General features: G+C 74.1%; 12 protein-coding genes. 1 reads left to right on the top strand and 11 read right to left on the bottom strand.

Annotated elements, in window-relative coordinates; translation table 11 throughout:
• Positions 1-17: 17 nt before the first annotated feature.
• The 6 genes from OHA91_RS23550 to OHA91_RS23525 all read right to left on the bottom strand — a co-directional run bounded on the left by OHA91_RS23550 (position 18) and on the right by OHA91_RS23525 (position 8,532).
• Positions 18-2,306, bottom strand: a complete 2,289-nt coding sequence (locus OHA91_RS23550; protein ID WP_051893267.1) for a xanthine dehydrogenase family protein molybdopterin-binding subunit — start codon at positions 2,304-2,306, stop codon at positions 18-20.
• Positions 2,307-2,365: 59 nt separating this feature from the next.
• A complete protein-coding gene (locus OHA91_RS23545; protein ID WP_328739954.1) occupies positions 2,366-4,606 on the bottom strand; it encodes a 2Fe-2S iron-sulfur cluster-binding protein in 2,241 nt (746 codons plus the stop codon).
• Positions 4,603-5,520, bottom strand: a complete 918-nt coding sequence (locus OHA91_RS23540; RefSeq protein WP_078959374.1) for an FAD binding domain-containing protein — start codon at positions 5,518-5,520, stop codon at positions 4,603-4,605. The genes OHA91_RS23545 and OHA91_RS23540 overlap by 4 nt, the downstream gene beginning before the upstream one ends.
• A gap of 293 nt (positions 5,521-5,813) precedes the next feature.
• The gene (locus OHA91_RS23535) at positions 5,814-7,490 is read right to left on the bottom strand and encodes a beta-N-acetylhexosaminidase (RefSeq protein WP_266500790.1); all 1,677 of its coding nucleotides are present in this window, start codon (positions 7,488-7,490) and stop codon (positions 5,814-5,816) included.
• 167 nt (positions 7,491-7,657) lie between these two features.
• Positions 7,658-7,942 (bottom strand): DUF3039 domain-containing protein, encoded by a 285-nt coding sequence (locus OHA91_RS23530; RefSeq protein WP_030010729.1) that lies wholly within the window; start codon positions 7,940-7,942, stop codon positions 7,658-7,660.
• A gap of 29 nt (positions 7,943-7,971) precedes the next feature.
• Positions 7,972-8,532, bottom strand: a complete 561-nt coding sequence (locus OHA91_RS23525; protein WP_031152413.1) for a YqgE/AlgH family protein — start codon at positions 8,530-8,532, stop codon at positions 7,972-7,974.
• A 263-nt stretch (positions 8,533-8,795) separates the two neighbouring features.
• Here OHA91_RS23525 and murA point away from each other — a divergent pair, with 263 nt between their 5' ends.
• Positions 8,796-10,139 carry a UDP-N-acetylglucosamine 1-carboxyvinyltransferase gene (gene murA / locus OHA91_RS23520; RefSeq protein WP_031152415.1) on the top strand — a complete coding sequence of 448 codons (1,344 nt, stop codon included), beginning with the start codon at positions 8,796-8,798 and terminating at the stop codon, positions 10,137-10,139.
• 334 nt (positions 10,140-10,473) lie between these two features.
• On the opposite strand, the gene OHA91_RS23515 is transcribed toward murA, so the two are convergent.
• The 5 genes from OHA91_RS23515 to OHA91_RS23495 form a co-directional block, all read right to left on the bottom strand.
• Entirely contained in the window at positions 10,474-10,755 is a 282-nt protein-coding gene (locus tag OHA91_RS23515; protein ID WP_007264399.1) for an HU family DNA-binding protein, read from the bottom strand.
• Positions 10,756-11,055: 300 nt separating this feature from the next.
• A complete protein-coding gene (locus OHA91_RS23510; RefSeq protein WP_030847449.1) occupies positions 11,056-12,492 on the bottom strand; it encodes an NAD-dependent malic enzyme in 1,437 nt (478 codons plus the stop codon).
• A 486-nt stretch (positions 12,493-12,978) separates the two neighbouring features.
• The gene (locus OHA91_RS23505; RefSeq protein ID WP_328739953.1) at positions 12,979-15,297 is read right to left on the bottom strand and encodes a HelD family protein; all 2,319 of its coding nucleotides are present in this window, start codon (positions 15,295-15,297) and stop codon (positions 12,979-12,981) included.
• Positions 15,298-15,400: 103 nt separating this feature from the next.
• Positions 15,401-15,961, bottom strand: coding sequence for a CGNR zinc finger domain-containing protein (locus OHA91_RS23500; RefSeq protein WP_031152420.1), 561 nt, complete (start codon positions 15,959-15,961; stop codon positions 15,401-15,403).
• A gap of 289 nt (positions 15,962-16,250) precedes the next feature.
• On the bottom strand, positions 16,251-16,799 hold the full coding sequence (locus OHA91_RS23495) for a GNAT family N-acetyltransferase (protein WP_031152423.1): 549 nt from the start codon (positions 16,797-16,799) through the stop codon (positions 16,251-16,253).
• Between the last annotated feature and the right edge of the window lie 9 nt (positions 16,800-16,808).

Genomic DNA, 16,808 nt, shown 5'->3' with positions numbered 1-16,808 from the left:
CAATGCGGGTCACACGGTCACGAGTTGGGCGAAGCCACCGCCGCGGACGGCCTGATCGGGAGCCTGTTGACCGGGCGACCCGTCGCCGCGCGGACTGCCGAGGCGATCGCCGCCGGGGTCGTCACCACCGGGACCGCGCTCGCCGCCTTCGCGCCGAACGGGGCCACCACGTCGCGCTCCTCCACCAGTTTCACGATGCGGACCGTCGGGGCGTCCAGCGCGGTCGGCAGGGCGTAGCCCGTCAGGTCGGGGTGGCGGACCAGGCCGGCCACCGTGCGGAGGTTCTCCGTCAGGGCCGCGCCCACGCCCTGGGTGACGCCCGCTTCGATACGGGCCTCCAGCTGGCGGGGGTTCAGGATGCGGCCCACGTCCTGGGCCACCGCGAGTTCCACCACCCGTACCGAGCCCAGCTCGACGTCCACGTCCACCACCGCGCGGATCGCGCAGAAGGCGAGGCCGACGAACGCGTCGCCCTGGCCGTCCGCGTCCAGCGGTTCCGTCGGGTGGGGGCGGCACTGGGCGGTCGCCCAGAGTTCCTTGCCCGCCATGGCTTCCGTGACCGACATCGAGAACGCGCCGTCGTAGGAGGTGATGCGGCCGTCCTGGATCTGCAGGAGCTCCGTCGACATGCCCAGCTTGTGGGCCATCGGCTGGAGGAGCTGGGTGCGGACCATCTTCGCGGCCCGCTCCACCGCGCCGCCCGACACCCACGTGTGGCGGCCGTGCGCCGCCGGGCCGGCCGGCGGCTGGTCGGTGTCCACCGGGGCCACCGCCACCTCGTCGACGCCCAGGACCTCCTGGACGATCTGGCGGGCCAGCGTGCCGAAGCCCTGGCCGGTGTCGACCGCGGCGCAGATGACGGTGGCCACGCCGCCCACCACCTTCACCGTGGCGGTGGAGACCTCGTCGGCCCCCTCCGCGCCGAGCATGTGGACCATGCCGACCCCGTAGCCGACGCCGCGCCGCACCGCGCCCGGCTCGCCCGCGCCCTCCGGGCCGCCGGGCAGCAGCCACTCGTCCTCGGGGGCGTCCTTGGGGAGTGCGGGCAGCTCGAAGTCGCGGACCGAGCGCAGGAGTTCCGCCACCGGCGCGGGGCAGGTCACGGTCTGGCCGGTCGGGAGGAGGTCGCCGGTGGCCAGGACGTTGCGCATGCGCAGTTCCGCGCCGTCGATGCCGAGGGCGGCCGCGAGCTTGTCCATCTGGCCCTCGTACGCGGCGCACACCTGCATGGCGCCCTCGCCGCGGACGTGGCCGGAGGGGGGGTTGTTGGTGCGCACGACCCAGCCCTCGACGAAGGCGTGCGGGACGACGTACGGGCCGCAGGCGAAGGCCACCGCCGCCGCCAGGGATTCCGCGGAGGCGTCGGCGTACGCGCCCGCATCCATCAGGATCTGCGCCTCGACCTTGACCAGGCGGCCCTCCGCGTCCGCGTGGTGGCGGTAGCGCAGCAGGGTCGGGTGGCGGTGGGTGTGGCCGAGGAAGGACTCCTCGCGGGTGGCGGCCAGCTTCACCGGGCAGCCCGTACGCAGCGCGAGCAGGCCGAGCGGGAGCTGGAAGGCGGCGTCCTCGCGGTCGGCCGTCGCGCCCGGCACGCCGGTGACGACGACGCGTACGCGGTCCGGTTCCAGGCCGAAGCAGGCGGCGGCCAGGTCGCGGTCGGTGTGCGGGTCGGTGGAGGCGGTGTAGAGCTCGACGCCGCCGTCGGGGCGGGGCACGGCCAGTCCGGCCTCGGCGCCGATGGGGGCGGGGTCCTGGCGGCCGATCCGGTACAGGCCCTCGACCACGACCTCGCCGGTGGCCTCCGGGTCGCCGTAGCGCAGCGGGATGTGCCGGATCAGGTTGCCGTCGGGGTGCAGGGCGGGGGCGCCGAAGGACTGCTCGGGGTCGGTGACCGGGTCGAGCAGTTCGTACTCGACGGCGATCGCGGCCGCGGCGAGGCGTGCCGTGTCGGGGTGGTCGGCGGCGACGGCGGCGATGGGCTCGCCGTGGTGGCGCACGACGTCGTGGGCGAACACCGGCCGGTCGGCGATCCGGCGGCCGTGGGTGGTGGCGCCGGGCACGTCGGCGTGGGTGACGACGGCGCGCACGCCGGGCATCTCCGCGGCGGCCTTGGTGTCGATGGAGAGGATCCGGGCGTGGGCGTGCGGGGAGCGCAGCACGGCGGCCCACAGCAGGCCCTCGGCCCACAGGTCGGCGGCGTAGGGGAAGGTGCCCTCGGTCTTGGCGCGGGTGTCGGTGGCCTCCACGGAGGCTCCGATGCCGCGCGGTGCCTGCGGTTCGGCGGCCTCGGCCCCCGGGACCGTCATGGCCGTCACCGTGGCGTTCACGGCCGATGTCGCCGTCGCCGTCGCCGCGTCCTGCCCGCTCACGCCGTGCCTCCGTGGTGGATGCCGCCCTCGCCGGGCGCTGCCTGGTGCGGGATGCGCGGCTCCGGCGCCCCCTCGCCCTGCGCCTGAACGTGCCCCTGTGCCTGAACGTGCCCCTGCGTCTGGGCCTGCGCCGCGTCCGCGGGGGCGGCCGACGCGGCCTCCCGCCCGGCCACGACCTCGCGCACGGCCTCGACGACCCCCGCGTAGCCGGAGCACCGGCAGAGGTTGCCGCAGAGCGCCTGACGGGTCTCCAGCTCGCTGGGGGCGTGGTTGCCCTCCAGCAGGTCGTGGATGGTCATGGCCATGCCCGGCACGCAGAATCCGCACTGCACCGCACCCGACCTGCACAACGCCTGCTGCACGTCCGAGAGTTCCCCGCCCGCCGCGAGGCCCTCGACGGTGCGGACCTCGCTTCCGGCGGCCGTGGCCGCCGGGACCAGGCAGGAGGCGACGAGCCGGCCGTCGACCTGCACGGCGCAGGCGCCGCACTCGCCCTGCGAGCAGCCGTCCTTGGCGCCGGCGAGGCCGAGGCGCTCGCGCAGCACGTAGAGGAGGGACTCCCCGATCCAGGCTCCGGTGACGGGGCGGTCGGCGCCGTTGACGCGCAGCACGTAGGAGGCGTGCGGGTGCTCGTGGTGGACGACGGCGGCGGGCCCGGTCCCGTCCTCGTACGCCGGCACCTCCGCCGGGATCCCTTCGCCGGTTCCCTCGGGCGGGAGCTCCGCCGCGCTGTCGGCGGTGTCCGCCTCCGGCGTGGACCCGGCCGGGACCTCCGCGGGAGCCGGGGCGGCTTCGGCGGGCGCCTGCCCGTCGGCGTCGGCGTGGTCCGGTGCGGGCGCGCGGCCCGGTTCCGCGAAGCCGTGGCCGTCCGCCGGGGCTGCCTCCGCCGCGGGGGCGCGGCCGTCCTGGGCGGGCTCGGACGCGGGCTCCGGCGCCTGGCCGAAGGCCGCGAAGCCGTGCCCGTCGGTGTCGGCGGGATGCGCCGAGTGCGCGGAGTGCATGGATGGGCCGGAATGCCCCGACTGCTGCGCTGCGCGCCCTGCGTGCCCCGTACGCCCCGCATGCCCGAACAGGTCGGAATGCTCGGCGTGTTCCGCATGCGCGACATGACCGGTGTGCCCGGCATGACCGGCATTCCCGAAGAGGTCGGACGGCTCGTCGTGTTCGGCCGGCTGCGCGGCGTCCGCGACCGACGCCTCGACCGGCGCCTCGACCGGCGGCTCGACCCGTGCTCCGCCGAAGAGGTCCACGCCGCCGGCCGCCGCGGGCGGCTCCTGCGCCGCGGCTCCCGGGTGCGGCCGCTCCCCCGCGTGCGCCGTCGCCGCCGGGCCGTGCGCGGCCTCGATGTCGTGCGGCGCCTGGTGTGCGGGCTCGGCCTCCTGCAGCGCAGTGCCCACGCCGGGGCCGCCCAGTACCCGCGGCCCGCGGCCCGCGGCGCCCACACCGGGCCCGCCGAGCAGGCGTCCGGCGGCGTGCGCCGTGGCGGCGGCAGCGGCCGAAGCGGCCGCTGCCTCGTCCGTGCCGGGCAGGACGCCGGCGTCCTGGCCGTGCGTCCCGGCGGGGCCCGAATCCGGCTCGGCGGCCGGCTGCTGCGTCAGGTACGCCCACGGGGCCGGGGCGCCGCCCGGCAGAGTTGCCGGGGCCTGGCTCCAGTCCGCGTCCAGGCCGCCGCCCGTGCGGTAGTCGCCCTGCTGCGTGAAGTCCTGCTGCTGCGCGAAGTCCGGTACGGCCCACTGGCCGGTCGTCGAGGGCGCTTCCTCGGGCTCGTGCACCCCTTCGGGGAACCGCCACTCCGCCGTCGCACCGGGGTCGTGCGCCGGCTCGGCCTCCGGGTCGGAGTCGGCGAACGCGGCCGCCACCGATGCCGGGATGGGGATCGAGGCGGGGATCGGGCCGCCCACGGACCCGGACGCCGGACCGGAAGCCGCACCGGAGCCCGCGCCCGGGGCCGCCGCATCGCCGCCCGCCTCCGGCCACTGCACGGGGATCGCCCACGTGCCGGTGGCCGCCGGGTCCGTGCTGGCCGAGCCCAGCGGCACGATCATCGGCGGCGGCACGTAGCCGTGCCCGGGCGCCGCGAGCGGCTCACCGGTGCCGAGCGCGTCCAGCATGTCCTGCGGCAGTTTCACGAAGGCCGTGGCGTCCGAGTCGTACTCGCCGCCCTGCGGGACCGGTTCCCAGCCCCAGCCCGCCGTGCCGTTCCCCTGGGTCACGTTCTCGTTCTCGTTCTCGCTCATGAGGTCAGCGCCCTTCCGAGGGCCCTCCGTGCCAGTACGGCCACCGTCCGCCGCAGGTGCAGTACGCCGGGAGCCACCGGTTCCCCCTGGTCGGGGACGCAGGCTGCCGCGACGTACTCGCCGAAGGCCTCCAGCGCCTCGGGGGCCAGGCTCCGCCCGCCGTCCCAGTCGATCAGCGAGGCCACCCACTGCTCGGCCTCCAGCGGCCGCAGCGGCATCGGGGCCACCGCGCCGATCGCACAGCGCACACCGCGGCGCGCCGGGTCCAGCACGAGGCCCACGGACGCCACCGCGCGCCCGGGTCCCGTCCGCCCGGTCGCCTTCAGGAACACCTGCGGGGCGTGCAGCAGCGGCACCCGCACGAAGCCGATGAGCTCACCGGGCCGCAGCATCTCCCGCCCGGCCAGCAGGTGCGAGACCGGGATCTCGCGCCGGCCGCCCGGGCCGACGATGACCAGTACGGCCTCCAGCGCCGCCAGCACGGGCAGCGCGTCCCCGGTCGGCGCGGCGGTGGCGATGTTCCCGCCGAGGGTGCCGGCGTTGCGGATCTGCGGGGGCCCGGCGGCGCGCGCGGCGGCCGCGAGCGCGGGGATCAGGGCGGCGAAGTCGGGCCGCCCCATCCGGGCGTGGGTGAGGCCGGCGCCGAGCAGCGCGTGGCCGTCCTGGTACTGCCAGCCGCGGATCTCGTTGATCCGGCCCAGGCCGACCAGTGCGGCGGGCCGCAGCAGTCCGGCGTTGACCGCGGCCATGAGGTCGGTGCCGCCCGCGACGGGAACGGCGGCGGGCATGGCGGTGAGCGCCGCGACGGCCTCGTCGAGCGAGGCCGGCAGCGTCACGGACTGCGCCGCCTGCTGCCCCTGAGCCCCCTGAGGTGAATCAGGTGCGTGCGGTGCGTGCGGTGCGTGCGTGGTCAACCCAGCTGCCCCTTCCCGATGTCCCGGTCCTGGCGCTCACGCCTGTCCGCCGTACGGTACGTGCTCACCGCCGGGACGTGGCAACTCTGGCACATCTTCCGGGCCGCCCGGCGCGAGGGTCCGCCCGGCGCCCCGCCGCCGCGCGCGGTGTCCCGTACGGGGTGGAGGGCCCCGTCACACGGCCTTCGACAACCCTCCTCCCTTATTGCCCGATTTTCCCCGTATAGCGGGAATTCCAGCGAGAGTTCCGGAGGCGTTCCCTTTTCGTTCAGGCCGGCCCCTCCGCGCCCGTGTCACACGTTCGGGGGCGCGCCCTCGATCGGTCGCCCGAGCACTCCCGGCCGCCGCTGCCACGGCAACGGGCCGCCCGGCGGCCGGTAGCCGACGCCCAGGGCGTCCAACCGCGCGTAGTGCGCGGCCATCCGCCCCTCGAACCACGCGAAGTCGCGCTCCTCGGGCGCCGGCTGCCACGACCACACCACCTCGGCGAAGGCCGCCAGCCGCGGGAACACCTGGTAGTCGACCCGGCCCTGGTCCTCCGTCACCTCGGTCCACATGTTGGCCTGGGCGCCCAGCACATGGGCGGCGGCCTCCGGCGACAGCTTCGGCGGCACCGGCTCGAAGCGGTACACGTCCTCCAGCGAGCGCACGTACCCGATGGGCACCGGCTCGTCCCCGCCGCCCGCCTGACGGTGGTCCAGGTACACCTGCTGCTCGGGGCACATCACGACGTCGTGCCCGGCCTCGGCGGCGGCGATCCCGCCCGCGTAGCCGCGCCACGAGGACACGGCCGCGCCCGGCGCGAGCCCGCCCTCCAGGATCTCGTCCCACCCGATGAGGCGCCGCCCGCGCTCGGCGAGCCAGCCGTCGAAGTGCCGGACGAACCAGGACTGGAGCCCGTCCTCCCCGTCGACGCCCAGCTCGCGGATCCGCTCCTGCGCGGCCGGGGATGCCTTCCACTGCGCCTTGGGGCACTCGTCGCCGCCGACGTGCACGAAGGGCGAGACCTCCACCGGGAACAGCTCCAGCAGCTCCTCGAAGACCCCTTCGTAGAAGCGCAGCACGGCCTCGGTCGGCGCGAGGACGTTCTCGCAGATCCCCCAGTCGTCCCAGACGCCGAGCGCCGCCGTGTCGACCACGTCGGTGTTGCCCAGCTCCGGGTACGCGGCGATCGCGGCCTGCGAGTGCCCCGGCACGTCGATCTCCGGGACCACCCGGACGTGCCGCTCGGCGGCGTACGCGACGATCTCGCGGATGTCGTCCTGCGTGTAGAAGCCGCCGTGCGGGGTCTCGTTCCACAGCGGCGAGGCCCGGTGGCCCCAGCGGCTGCGCGCACGCCAGGCCCCGACCCCGGTCAGCCGCGGGTACCGCCTGATCTCGATCCGCCAGCCCTGGTCGTCCGTCAGGTGCAGGTGGAGCACGTTGAGCTTGTGGGCGGCGAGCAGGTCGATGTAGCGCAGCACGCCGTCCTTGGGCATGAAGTGCCGGGCGACGTCGAGCATCATCCCGCGCCAGGCGAAGCGGGGGCCGTCCGCGACGCGGGCGTACGGCAGGCTCCACCTGCGGCCGGGCAGCGGCGCCTTGCGGTACGCGTCGTGCCCGAGCAGCTGGCGCAGGGTCTGGGCACCCCAGAACAGCCCGGCGGCCGTCGCGCCCGTCAGCTCCGCCCCGCCCTCGCCGATGTCGATCAGGTACGACTCCGGCCCGCGGTCCCCCGCGGCGTCCGGGTCGATCCGCAGCCGCAGCTCCGCGACCGCGTCTCCCCCGACCCCGGCCCCCGCCCCCGCCCCGGCGGCGGGCAGCGCCCATCCGGTGGCCGCACCCAGCTCCCGCCGCATCCAGCGGGCGACGGATGCGGTGCCGGGCCCGGCGTCGAGGAGCGGCTCCGGGCCGAACGCGAAGCGGCGCCCGTCCTCGTCGAGGAGTACGACCCGGGGTGCGGGGATCAGGCCCGTGCGGATCAGGTCCATGCGTCAGCCCTTCGCGGCAGCCGGTTGCGCCCTGCGCAACGCACGTTCCGCCGGGTGCTCGTCGCGCCGACCCTAACGCGCCCCGCAGGCACGGCAAAGGCCCCCGGACGCACCGTGGTGCGCCGAGGGCCCGGGTCCCGCGAAAGGGAGGGAGGACAGGGTGGGACCTACTTGTCCTTGCCGCCCTTGTCCTTGTCCCCGCCGGGGCCCATGGACTCGTAGATCTCCTTGCACATGGGGCAGACCGGGTACTTCTTCGGGTCCCGGCCCGGTACCCAGACCTTGCCGCAGAGCGCGACGACGGGGGTCCCGTCGAGCGCGCTCGCCATGATCTTGTCCTTCTGGACGTAGTGGGCGAAGCGCTCGTGGTCGCCGTCACCGTGCGACACCTGCGGCGTCGGCTCTACGAGGGTCCCCGTGCCAGTCCCGCGCTCGGGCTCAAGAGTGCTCATGGAACCCAGGGTACTTAACCCCGCGCCAGTCAGTTGAGCGACGGGTCGTCCGGATAGGTGGCGACCATCGCGAGTTCGCCGCGCTGGCGGCGCAGCACCGACCGCCACAGCCGCTCCGGGTCCGGTGAGGACACGTCTCCGGGCTCCGACTCGACCACGTACCAGGCGCCCTCGCCGAGCTCCTCCTCCAGCTGGCCCGGCCCCCAGCCGGAGTAACCGGCGAAGATGCGCAGGCCCCCCAGGGCCGGGGCCAGCAGCTCCGGCGGCGCCTCCAGGTCGACCAGCCCGATCGCCCCGTGCACCCGGCGCCAGCCGAGCGGCCCCTCCTCGCCGGGGATGACGGCGAGCCCCAGGGCCGAGTCCAGCGCCACCGGCCCGCCCTGGAACACCACGCCCGGGGCTCCGGCCAGCGGCGCCCAGGGCAGCAGGACGTCGCCGACGCCCACCGGGGTCGGCCGGTTGAGGACCACGCCGAGGGAGCCCTGCTCGTCGTGGTCGAGCAGCAGCACCACCGCGCGGTCGAAGTTCGGATCCGCGAGGGCGGGGGTGGCCACGAGCAGCCGCCCTGTGAGGGAGGACACCTCGGTCATGCCGCCATGATCCCGCACATCGCCCCTTCGCGGGGAGCGGGCGGGCAGATCGGACCGCTCGCAGCTCAGGGCGCACGGCGGCAGCGAGGAGCGCGCACGGACGGAGCAGCCGGAACGCAACGCTCCGCCATGTGGTGGATACGGAGGGTGTTGTACCGAATTCATGACAGTCATCAGGCCACGTCGCCCTTACGAACAAGGGGGTGATGGCCCTTACCCTTTTCCCTGGTCCCCCTGCCCACCCTCTCCGGAACGCGAGATTCATGACCGGCATCAGTGACGATGTACTGCTTGTCCACGGCGGTACCCCGCTCGAGGGCGAGATCCGTGTCCGCGGTGCGAAGAACCTCGTGCCCAAGGCCATGGTCGCCGCTCTGCTCGGCAGCGAACCCAGCCGGCTGCGCAACGTTCCCGACATCCGTGACGTGCGTGTCGTGCGCGGTCTGCTCCAGCTGCACGGGGTGACGGTCCGTCCCGGCGAGGAGCCGGGCGAGCTCGTACTCGACCCCACCCACGTCGAGAGCGCGAACGTCGCCGACATCGACGCCCACGCGGGCTCTTCGCGCATCCCGATCCTCTTCTGCGGGCCCCTGCTGCACCGCCTCGGCCACGCCTTCATCCCGGGCCTCGGCGGCTGCGACATCGGCGGCCGGCCGATCGACTTCCACTTCGACGTGCTGCGCCAGTTCGGCGCGACCATCGAGAAGCGCGAGGGCGGCCAGTACCTGGAGGCCCCGCAGCGGCTGCGCGGCTGCAAGATCCGCCTGCCCTACCCCTCCGTCGGCTCGACCGAGCAGGTGCTGCTGACGGCCGTCCTGGCCGAGGGCGTCACCGAGCTCAGCAACGCCGCCGTGGAGCCGGAGATCGAGGACCTCATCTGCGTGCTGCAGAAGATGGGCGCCATCATCTCCATGGACACCGACCGCACCATCCGGATCACCGGTGTGGACCGGCTCGGCGGCTACAACCACAAGGCGCTCCCGGACCGCCTGGAGGCCGCTTCCTGGGCTTCCGCGGCCCTCGCCACCGGCGGCAACATCTACGTGCGCGGCGCCCAGCAGCGTTCGATGATGACCTTCCTGAACACGTACCGGAAGGTCGGCGGCGCCTTCGAGATCGACGACGACGGCATCCGCTTCTGGCACCCGGGCGGCCCGCTCAACGCCATCGCGCTCGAGACGGACGTGCACCCCGGCTTCCAGACCGACTGGCAGCAGCCGCTCGTCGTGGCCCTGACGCAGGCCTCCGGCCTCTCGATCGTCCACGAGACGGTCTACGAGTCGCGGCTCGGCTTCACCTCGGCGCTCAACCAGATGGGTGCTCACATCCAGCTGTACCGCGAGTGCCTGGGCGGCTCGGCCTGCCGCTTCGGCCAGCGCAACTTCCTGCACTCGGCGGTCGTCTCCGGCCCGACCAAGCTGCAGGGCGCCGACCTGGTCATCCCCGACCTGCGCGGCGGGTTCTCGTACCTGATCGCGGCGCTGGCCGCCGAGGGCACCTCGCGGGTCCACGGCATCGACCTGATCAACCGCGGCTACGAGAACTTCATGGAGAAGCTCGTCGAGCTCGGTGCGAAGGTCGAGCTGCCGGGCGGCGACCTCGTCTAGCACCTCCGCCGTACACCCGTACGGACACCGAAAGCCCCCCGGGCCCCGCAAGGGCCCGGGGGGCTTTCGCATGGCCCGCCGCGCCCCCCACCGCGCCCCGCCGCGCCCCGCCGACGTCCAGGGCGCCCCCGGAGGGCCCTGACGGGCGCTGACGGGGCCTCACGGGCCCGCCTGGGCCCCGTACGACGTCCGGGCGGCCCCGGCGGCCCCCGGGCAGGCAGAAGGGCGGCCGCCCCGCCCGGGGTGGCCGCCCTTCACCGTTCTACGTACTGCTGCGTCTCTGCTGTGCTCGACGTTCCAGAGGCCTGTGCGGCCCCCGGCGCCGGGGCAGGACTTACTTGCCCTTGGCGGCTTCCTTGAGCTTGGAGCCCGCGGAGACCTTCACGCTGTAGCCGGCCGGGATCTGGATGGGGTCGCCGGTCTGCGGGTTGCGCGCGGTGCGAGCGGCACGGTGGGTGCGCTCGAAGGTCAGGAAGCCGGGGATGGTGACCTTCTCGTCGCCCTTGGCGACAATCTCGCCGACGGTCTCGGCGAGCGCGGCCAGAACGGCGTCGGCGTCCTTGCGGGTCACCTCGGCGCGCTCGGACAGAGCGGCCACCAGCTCACTGCGGTTCATGTTGTACTCCCGTGTTCAACTTGCCTTAGAGGCGTGAGATCGAAGCCGATGCTGCCAGGGCCCTAGGACAGTCCCCGGACCCGGGTCTGAACGTCAGACCCTCTCGCCCGGTTACGCATCCTGCCCCCACCAGCGGCGGGAAAGCCAATCCGGCACCCGCCGGGGTCACACGAAAAGCGCCACAGTCACGCCCCGGTGACGCTCCGTCCGCACCCGTGGGATGCGAACAGCGGAGCTCGTTGGCATCCCCGCAACCCTAGAGGCGGCCCGGCGGGCCCGCATCTCGCGACGCGCCGGGGATCAGGGAGCCGTGAGGCCCGTCACAGGCCCGTTCTGGGCGGCCGAGGCGGCCTTGCGGACGGCTCCGGCCACCGCGCCGGCGACCTTGTCGTTGAACACCGACGGGATGATGTAGTTCGCGTTCAGCTCGTCCTCGCCGACGACGTCCGCCAGCGCGGTCGCGGCGGCGAGCATCATGCTGGTGTTCACGGTGCGGGACTGGGCGTCCAGCAGACCGCGGAAGACACCCGGGAAGACGAGCACGTTGTTGATCTGGTTCGGGAAGTCCGAGCGGCCGGTGGCGACAACTGCGGCCGTCTGGCGGGCCACGGCGGGGTCCACCTCGGGGTCCGGGTTCGCGAGCGCGAACACGATGGCGCCTTCCGCCATGGCGGCGACGTCCTCGCCGGACAGCACGTTCGGGGCCGAGACGCCGATGAAGACGTCGGCGCCGACCACGGCCTCCTTCAGAGTGCCGGTGTAGCCCTCGGGGTTGGTGTTGTCGGCGATCCAGCGCAGCGGGGAGTCCGCCGCCGCGTCGACGAGGTCGGGGCGGCCCGCGTGCACGACACCGTGGATGTCGGCGCTGACGGCGTTCTTCACACCCGCCGCGAGAAGCAGCTTGAGGATGGCGGTACCGGCCGCGCCGGCGCCCGACATGACGACCTTGACGTCCTCAACTGCCTTGCCCACTACGCGCAGTGCGTTGGTGAGGGCCGCGAGCACGACGATCGCGGTGCCGTGCTGGTCGTCGTGGAAGACGGGGATGTCGAGGGCCTCGCGCAGCCGGGCCTCGATCTCGAAGCAGCGCGGCGCGGAGATGTCTTCGAGGTTGATGCCGGCGAAGCCCGGGGCGATGGCCTTGACGATGGCGACGATCTCGTCGGAATCCTGGGTGTCGAGGCAGATCGGCCAGGCGTCGATGCCGGCGAAGCGCTTGAAGAGGGCCGCCTTGCCCTCCATGACGGGCAGCGCGGCCATCGGGCCGATGTTGCCCAGGCCCAGCACGGCCGAGCCGTCCGTCACGACTGCGACGGAGTTGCGCTTGATGGTGAGGCGGCGCGCGTCCTCGGGGTTCTCGGCGATGGCGGTGCACACGCGGGCGACGCCCGGGGTGTAGATCATCGAGAGGTCGTCACGGTTGCGGATGGGGTGCTTCGACGACATCTCGATCTTGCCGCCGAGGTGCATCAGGAACGTACGGTCGGAGACCTTGCCGAGGCTGACGCCCTCGATGCCGCGCAGCTTCTCCACGATCTCGTCGGCGTGCGCGGTGGAGGTCGCGGCGATGGTGACGTCGATCCGCAGCTTCTCGTGGCCCGAGGCGGTCACGTCGAGACCGGTGACCGAGCCGCCGGAGGACTCCACGGCGGTGGTGAGCTGGGAGACCGCGGTTCCGCTCGCGGGCACTTCCAGGCGGACCGTCATCGAATACGAGACGCTGGGCGCCGTTGCCATGGCCGTGTTTCCTCTTCTGTCCCTGGTTCGCTTAACAACACAGGGCCCACGCTCCACAGCGGGTGGCGGCAGGACCTGTTGTCCGATCGTCCCACCTACCAGCCGGTACAAGGTAACCAGCTACAAAATTCGGAAAGACTCTTCCACCATACGAGATATGAGGAGGGTTCGGAACGGTGGGGTCGAACAAAACAGGTCCGCGCCCCCCACAGGTGGAGGGCGCGGACCTGGTTGTTCGTACGTCTATGACACCGACCCGCCATGCTCGCCTCGCGGCAAGTGGTCGCTCTGAGCGACGAAGGTTGGGCCCGGGGGCTTGGATCGAGTCGGTGCCGTACCCAGGCTAACAAAGGATCGCCGAATGTGATCCCCCTGCTCGGGGACGGCTTCCGGGGACCACGCGCCTGGCCGCGGCCCATACGGCCGTACGCGGTCCCGAGCGGCCCGGACGGCCCGTCCGGGACCGCGGGGCCGCCCGGGCGCCGGCTACGGCAGGAGCAGCTCGGGTACCCCGTCGGCGTCCGGCTTGTCCCCTTGGGCGGAGACCACCGTCAGCTGCTGCGTGGCACGCGTCAGCGCCACGTACAGCACCCGCAGGCCCGCCGGGGACTCCTCCGCGATCTCCGCCGGGGAGACGACCACCGTGGCGTCGTACTCCAGGCCCTTGGCCTCCAGGCTGCCCAGCGCCACGGCCCGTTCGCCCAGGTCGGCGAGCCACCCCGCGGCCTCCGCACGCCGGTCCATGGCCACGACCACGCCGACGGTGCCGTCCACCTGCTCCAGCAGCCGCCGGGTCTCCTCCCGCACAACGGCGCCCAGGTCGCCCTCGGCGGCCGTGAACCGCGGCTGGAGCCCCGTGGAACGCACCGCCGTCGGCGGCTCCATGCCGGGCATCGCCAGGCGCAGCACCCGCGAGGCGACCTCGGCGACCTCGGCCGGGTTGCGGTAGTTGACCGTGAGCGTGAAGCGGCGGCGGGGCCGGGACCCCAGGGCCTCGTCGCGGGCGGCGGCCGCCTCCTCCGGATCCGTCCACGAGGACTGCGCCGGGTCGCCGACGACCGTCCAGGTGCCGTGCCGGCCCCGGCGGCCCACCATCCGCCACTGCATCGGCGTCAGGTCCTGGGCCTCGTCCACGATGACGTGCGCGTACTCGGTGCGCTCCGCCGCGAGCCGCTCGGCCCGCTCCCACTGGGTCTCCTCGCGGGCCGGCATCAGCTCCTCCAGCCCGCTGAGCTGGTCGAGCGGGTCCAGCTCCCGCTTCCGCTTCGGCCGGGCGGGGGCGCCGAGGAGCTGCTGGAGCTCGTCGAGCAGCGCCACGTCGTGCACCGACAGGGGGCCCTTGCCGTCCGCGCCCACCCGGCGCAGCGAGCGGGCCAGCTGACGCGTCTCGCGCGGGTTCAGGTCGCGGCGCGACCAGCGGCCGAGCTTGCGCTCGTCGGCCATCGCGGCGAGCACCCGGCGCGGGGTCAGCTCGGGCCACCACGCGTTCAGGAAGCCGATGAAGGCGTCCTCGGTGGAGATGTCCTCGTCGAACGCGGAGCGCAGCTCGGCCGCGAGCTCCGGGTCGCTGTGCCGGCCGGAGGCGCCGGTCTTCGCGTACAGGGCGTCGAGCAGCAGCTTGCGGGCGCGGGGGCGCAGCAGGTTCACGGGCGCGGTGCCGCCGAGCACGTTCTGCCGGATCCGGTTCAGCTCGTCGGCCTCCAGCTCCTGGCGGCTGCCGAAGGCCACCACCCGCAGCCGGTCGGGCGCCAGGCCCCGGTCGTCGCCGAGCTCCAGGGTGCCGCGCACGGCCTTGCGCAGGACCGATCGCATCCGGGAGGAGCCCTTGATGCGGGCCACGGCCGGGTCGTCGTACGTGGTCGCCTCGGCGCCGTCGACCAGCGAGCCGAGCGCCCGGATGGCGACCTGGCCCTCCTCGCCGAGGGAGGGCAGCACGCCCTCGGTGTACGCGACGAGCAGCGGCGTCGGGGAGACGATGAGGATGCCGCCGGAGTAGCGGCGCCGGTCCTGGTAGAGCAGGTAGGCGGCGCGGTGCAGGGCGACGGCGGTCTTGCCGGTGCCGGGGCCGCCCGCGACCTCGGCCACGGAGGCGGCGGGGGCCCGGATGACCAGGTCCTGCTCGGCCTGGATGGAGGAGACGATGTCGCGCATGGAGTGCGTACGGGCCCGCCCGAGCGCGGCCATGAGCGCGCCGTCGCCGATGGCGGGGAGCTCGCGGCCGTCGAGGAACGCGGTGACCTCGGGGCGCATCAGGTCGTCCTCGACTCCCAGCACCTTGCGGCCCTTGGAGCGGATGACGCGGCGGCGCACGACGCGGCCCGGGTCCTTGGGCGTGGAGCGGTAGAAGGGCGCGGCGGCCGGTGCGCGCCAGTCGATGACCAGCGGCGCGTAGTCGGAGTCCAGGACTCCGATGCGGCCGATGTGCAGCGTCTCGGCGATGTCGGCCGTGAGGTCCTCGCGGATCGCCGCGTCGGCGGGCTCGACGGAGGTGTACGCGCCGTCCGGGCCGCGCTCCCCGTCCTTGCCGAGCACCAGGTCGATGCGGCCGAAGAGGAAGTCCTCGAACTCGTTGTTCAGCCGGTTCAGGTGGATGCCCGCCCGGAAGACCTGCGCGTCGCGCTCGGCCAGGGCTCCGGGCGTGCCCACCTGGCCGCGCTGGGCGGCGTCGTTCATGAGGAACTCGGCCTCGTGGATCTTCTCCTCGAGGCGTCGGTACACCTGGTCGAGATGCGTCTGCTCGACCGCGATCTCCCGATCGCGGACGGAGTCCGCCGTGCTGTCGACAGCGGCATCCTGCGCGGCCACCAAGGCCCCCTTCTGACGTGCATGGGCGACCGTCAACCGTACGCGAACCGGCCCCCTGTGCGCACGCCCGTTCCGGAACGGGTCTCGCTCGGTGATACGCGGACTACCGGGATCCGGACGCCAGGAGCCGTCGGCGGTGGCGGGCGACGCGTTCGCGGTTGCCGCACAGCTCGCTGGAACACCACCGGCGGCGGTGACCGCGGGAGGTGTCCAGGTAGACGCGGGTGCAGCCGTCGCCGGCGCAGGCCCGCAGCAGGGCGCGGTCGCCGGGGTCGGTCAGCAGCTCGACGGCGTCCCGGGCGACGGCCGCGAGCAGCGCGCCGCATTCCACGCCGCCGCACAACTCCCGCACGAGGTGCCCTTCTTGGTCGCGGACGGCGCACAGACCCGGGGGTGGTCCGGCGGCCAGCGCGTTGACCCGGGCCAGGGCGTCCTCGTCGGGATCGCTCCCGGACAGCTCCGCCCGTACGAGGGTCTCCACGTCGGCGCGCAGGGCGCGGAAGGCCTCGGCCCAGTCGGGGCCGACCCGGGCCAACGGTGTCCGGTCGGGCACGAGCCCGGCTCCGGCGAGCCACAGCCGCAGCTCGTCGCCGTCCGGGATCCCCTCGTGCGGGGCGAAGGTGGCCACCAGGTCCAGGCAGACCCGCCCGGAGTCGAACCGCATGTCCGTCACCGCCTCGCGTCGTCGGGCGCCTCCCCAGAGTGCCCGTCCGCTGCCCGCTGGGGAAGCCCCCGAACCGGTGCCTCCGGCGGCAGGGGCCCGCCGCCTGTTCCGGGCCCGCCCGGCAGATCCAGCCCCTCCAGGGGGCACCTCCCAGCGGTAGCTGGGGGAGTTCGAGGAGCGGGGTCCGGGGCGGCGCCCCGGGAAACCCGGCTCCGCCTGGCACCGGGCTCCGCCCGGACCTTCCCCCAAATGGCCGGGCCGCGGCCGGATCACCGGCGGTGCGCCCCGCTCAGGGGGCCGGCGGGTTGTCGTGCAGGATCCGCTGGAAGAGGCAGTGGTCGCGCCAGGCGCCGTTGATGTGCAGGTAGCGCGGTGCCAGTCCGTACTGCTCGAAGCCCGCCTTCGCCAGCACCCGCTGCGAGGCCAGGTTGTCGACCAGGGTCCCCGCCTCGACCCGGTGCAGCCCGAGCTCGTCGCGGGCGATCCGGCAGACCTCCTCGACGCCGGCCGTGGCCAGCCCCTTGCCGCGGCAGGCCTCGTCGACCCAGTAGCCGAGCCCGCCGCTGCTCAGCGGCCCGTGCTGGATGTTGCCCAGGTTGATGGTCCCCAGCGGCGCACCGCTCGCCAGGTCTGCGAACACGTACGGCAGCAGCCGCCCGGCGTCCCGGGACTCCAGCTGCTGCCCGATGCGCTGCCGCTGCCCCTGCTCGGTGTAGAAGGCGTCGGGCCGGACCGGCTCGGTCGGCGCCATGTTCGCCCGGTTCCGCGCGAACGCCTCGGCCAGTCCTGCGGCGTCGTCCAGTGCGACGCCCCTCATCTCCACCCCGTCAAAGATCATCCCGGCACG

The sequence above is a fragment of the Streptomyces erythrochromogenes genome (assembly GCF_036170895.1).
In the GTDB taxonomy this organism is placed as follows: domain Bacteria; phylum Actinomycetota; class Actinomycetes; order Streptomycetales; family Streptomycetaceae; genus Streptomyces; species Streptomyces erythrochromogenes.
Note: the sequence above shows the minus strand (reverse complement) of the source record. Positions and strands in the feature narration are given on the sequence as shown.

Bases quoted from the DNA above. Each gene is read 5' to 3' on its own strand.
- OHA91_RS23550 (WP_051893267.1), bottom strand. From the start codon at position 2,306: ATGACGGTCCCGGGGGCCGAGGCCGCCGAACCGCAGGCACCGCGCGGC.
- OHA91_RS23545 (WP_328739954.1), bottom strand. From the start codon at position 4,606: ATGAGCGAGAACGAGAACGAGAACGTGACCCAGGGGAACGGCACGGCG.
- OHA91_RS23535 (WP_266500790.1), bottom strand. From the start codon at position 7,490: ATGGACCTGATCCGCACGGGCCTGATCCCCGCACCCCGGGTCGTACTC.
- OHA91_RS23530 (WP_030010729.1), bottom strand. From the start codon at position 7,942: ATGAGCACTCTTGAGCCCGAGCGCGGGACTGGCACGGGGACCCTCGTA.
- OHA91_RS23525 (WP_031152413.1), bottom strand. From the start codon at position 8,532: ATGACCGAGGTGTCCTCCCTCACAGGGCGGCTGCTCGTGGCCACCCCC.
- murA (WP_031152415.1), top strand. From the start codon at position 8,796: ATGACCGGCATCAGTGACGATGTACTGCTTGTCCACGGCGGTACCCCG.
- OHA91_RS23515 (WP_007264399.1), bottom strand. From the start codon at position 10,755: ATGAACCGCAGTGAGCTGGTGGCCGCTCTGTCCGAGCGCGCCGAGGTG.
- OHA91_RS23510 (WP_030847449.1), bottom strand. From the start codon at position 12,492: ATGGCAACGGCGCCCAGCGTCTCGTATTCGATGACGGTCCGCCTGGAA.
- OHA91_RS23500 (WP_031152420.1), bottom strand. From the start codon at position 15,961: ATGCGGTTCGACTCCGGGCGGGTCTGCCTGGACCTGGTGGCCACCTTC.
- OHA91_RS23495 (WP_031152423.1), bottom strand. From the start codon at position 16,799: ATGATCTTTGACGGGGTGGAGATGAGGGGCGTCGCACTGGACGACGCC.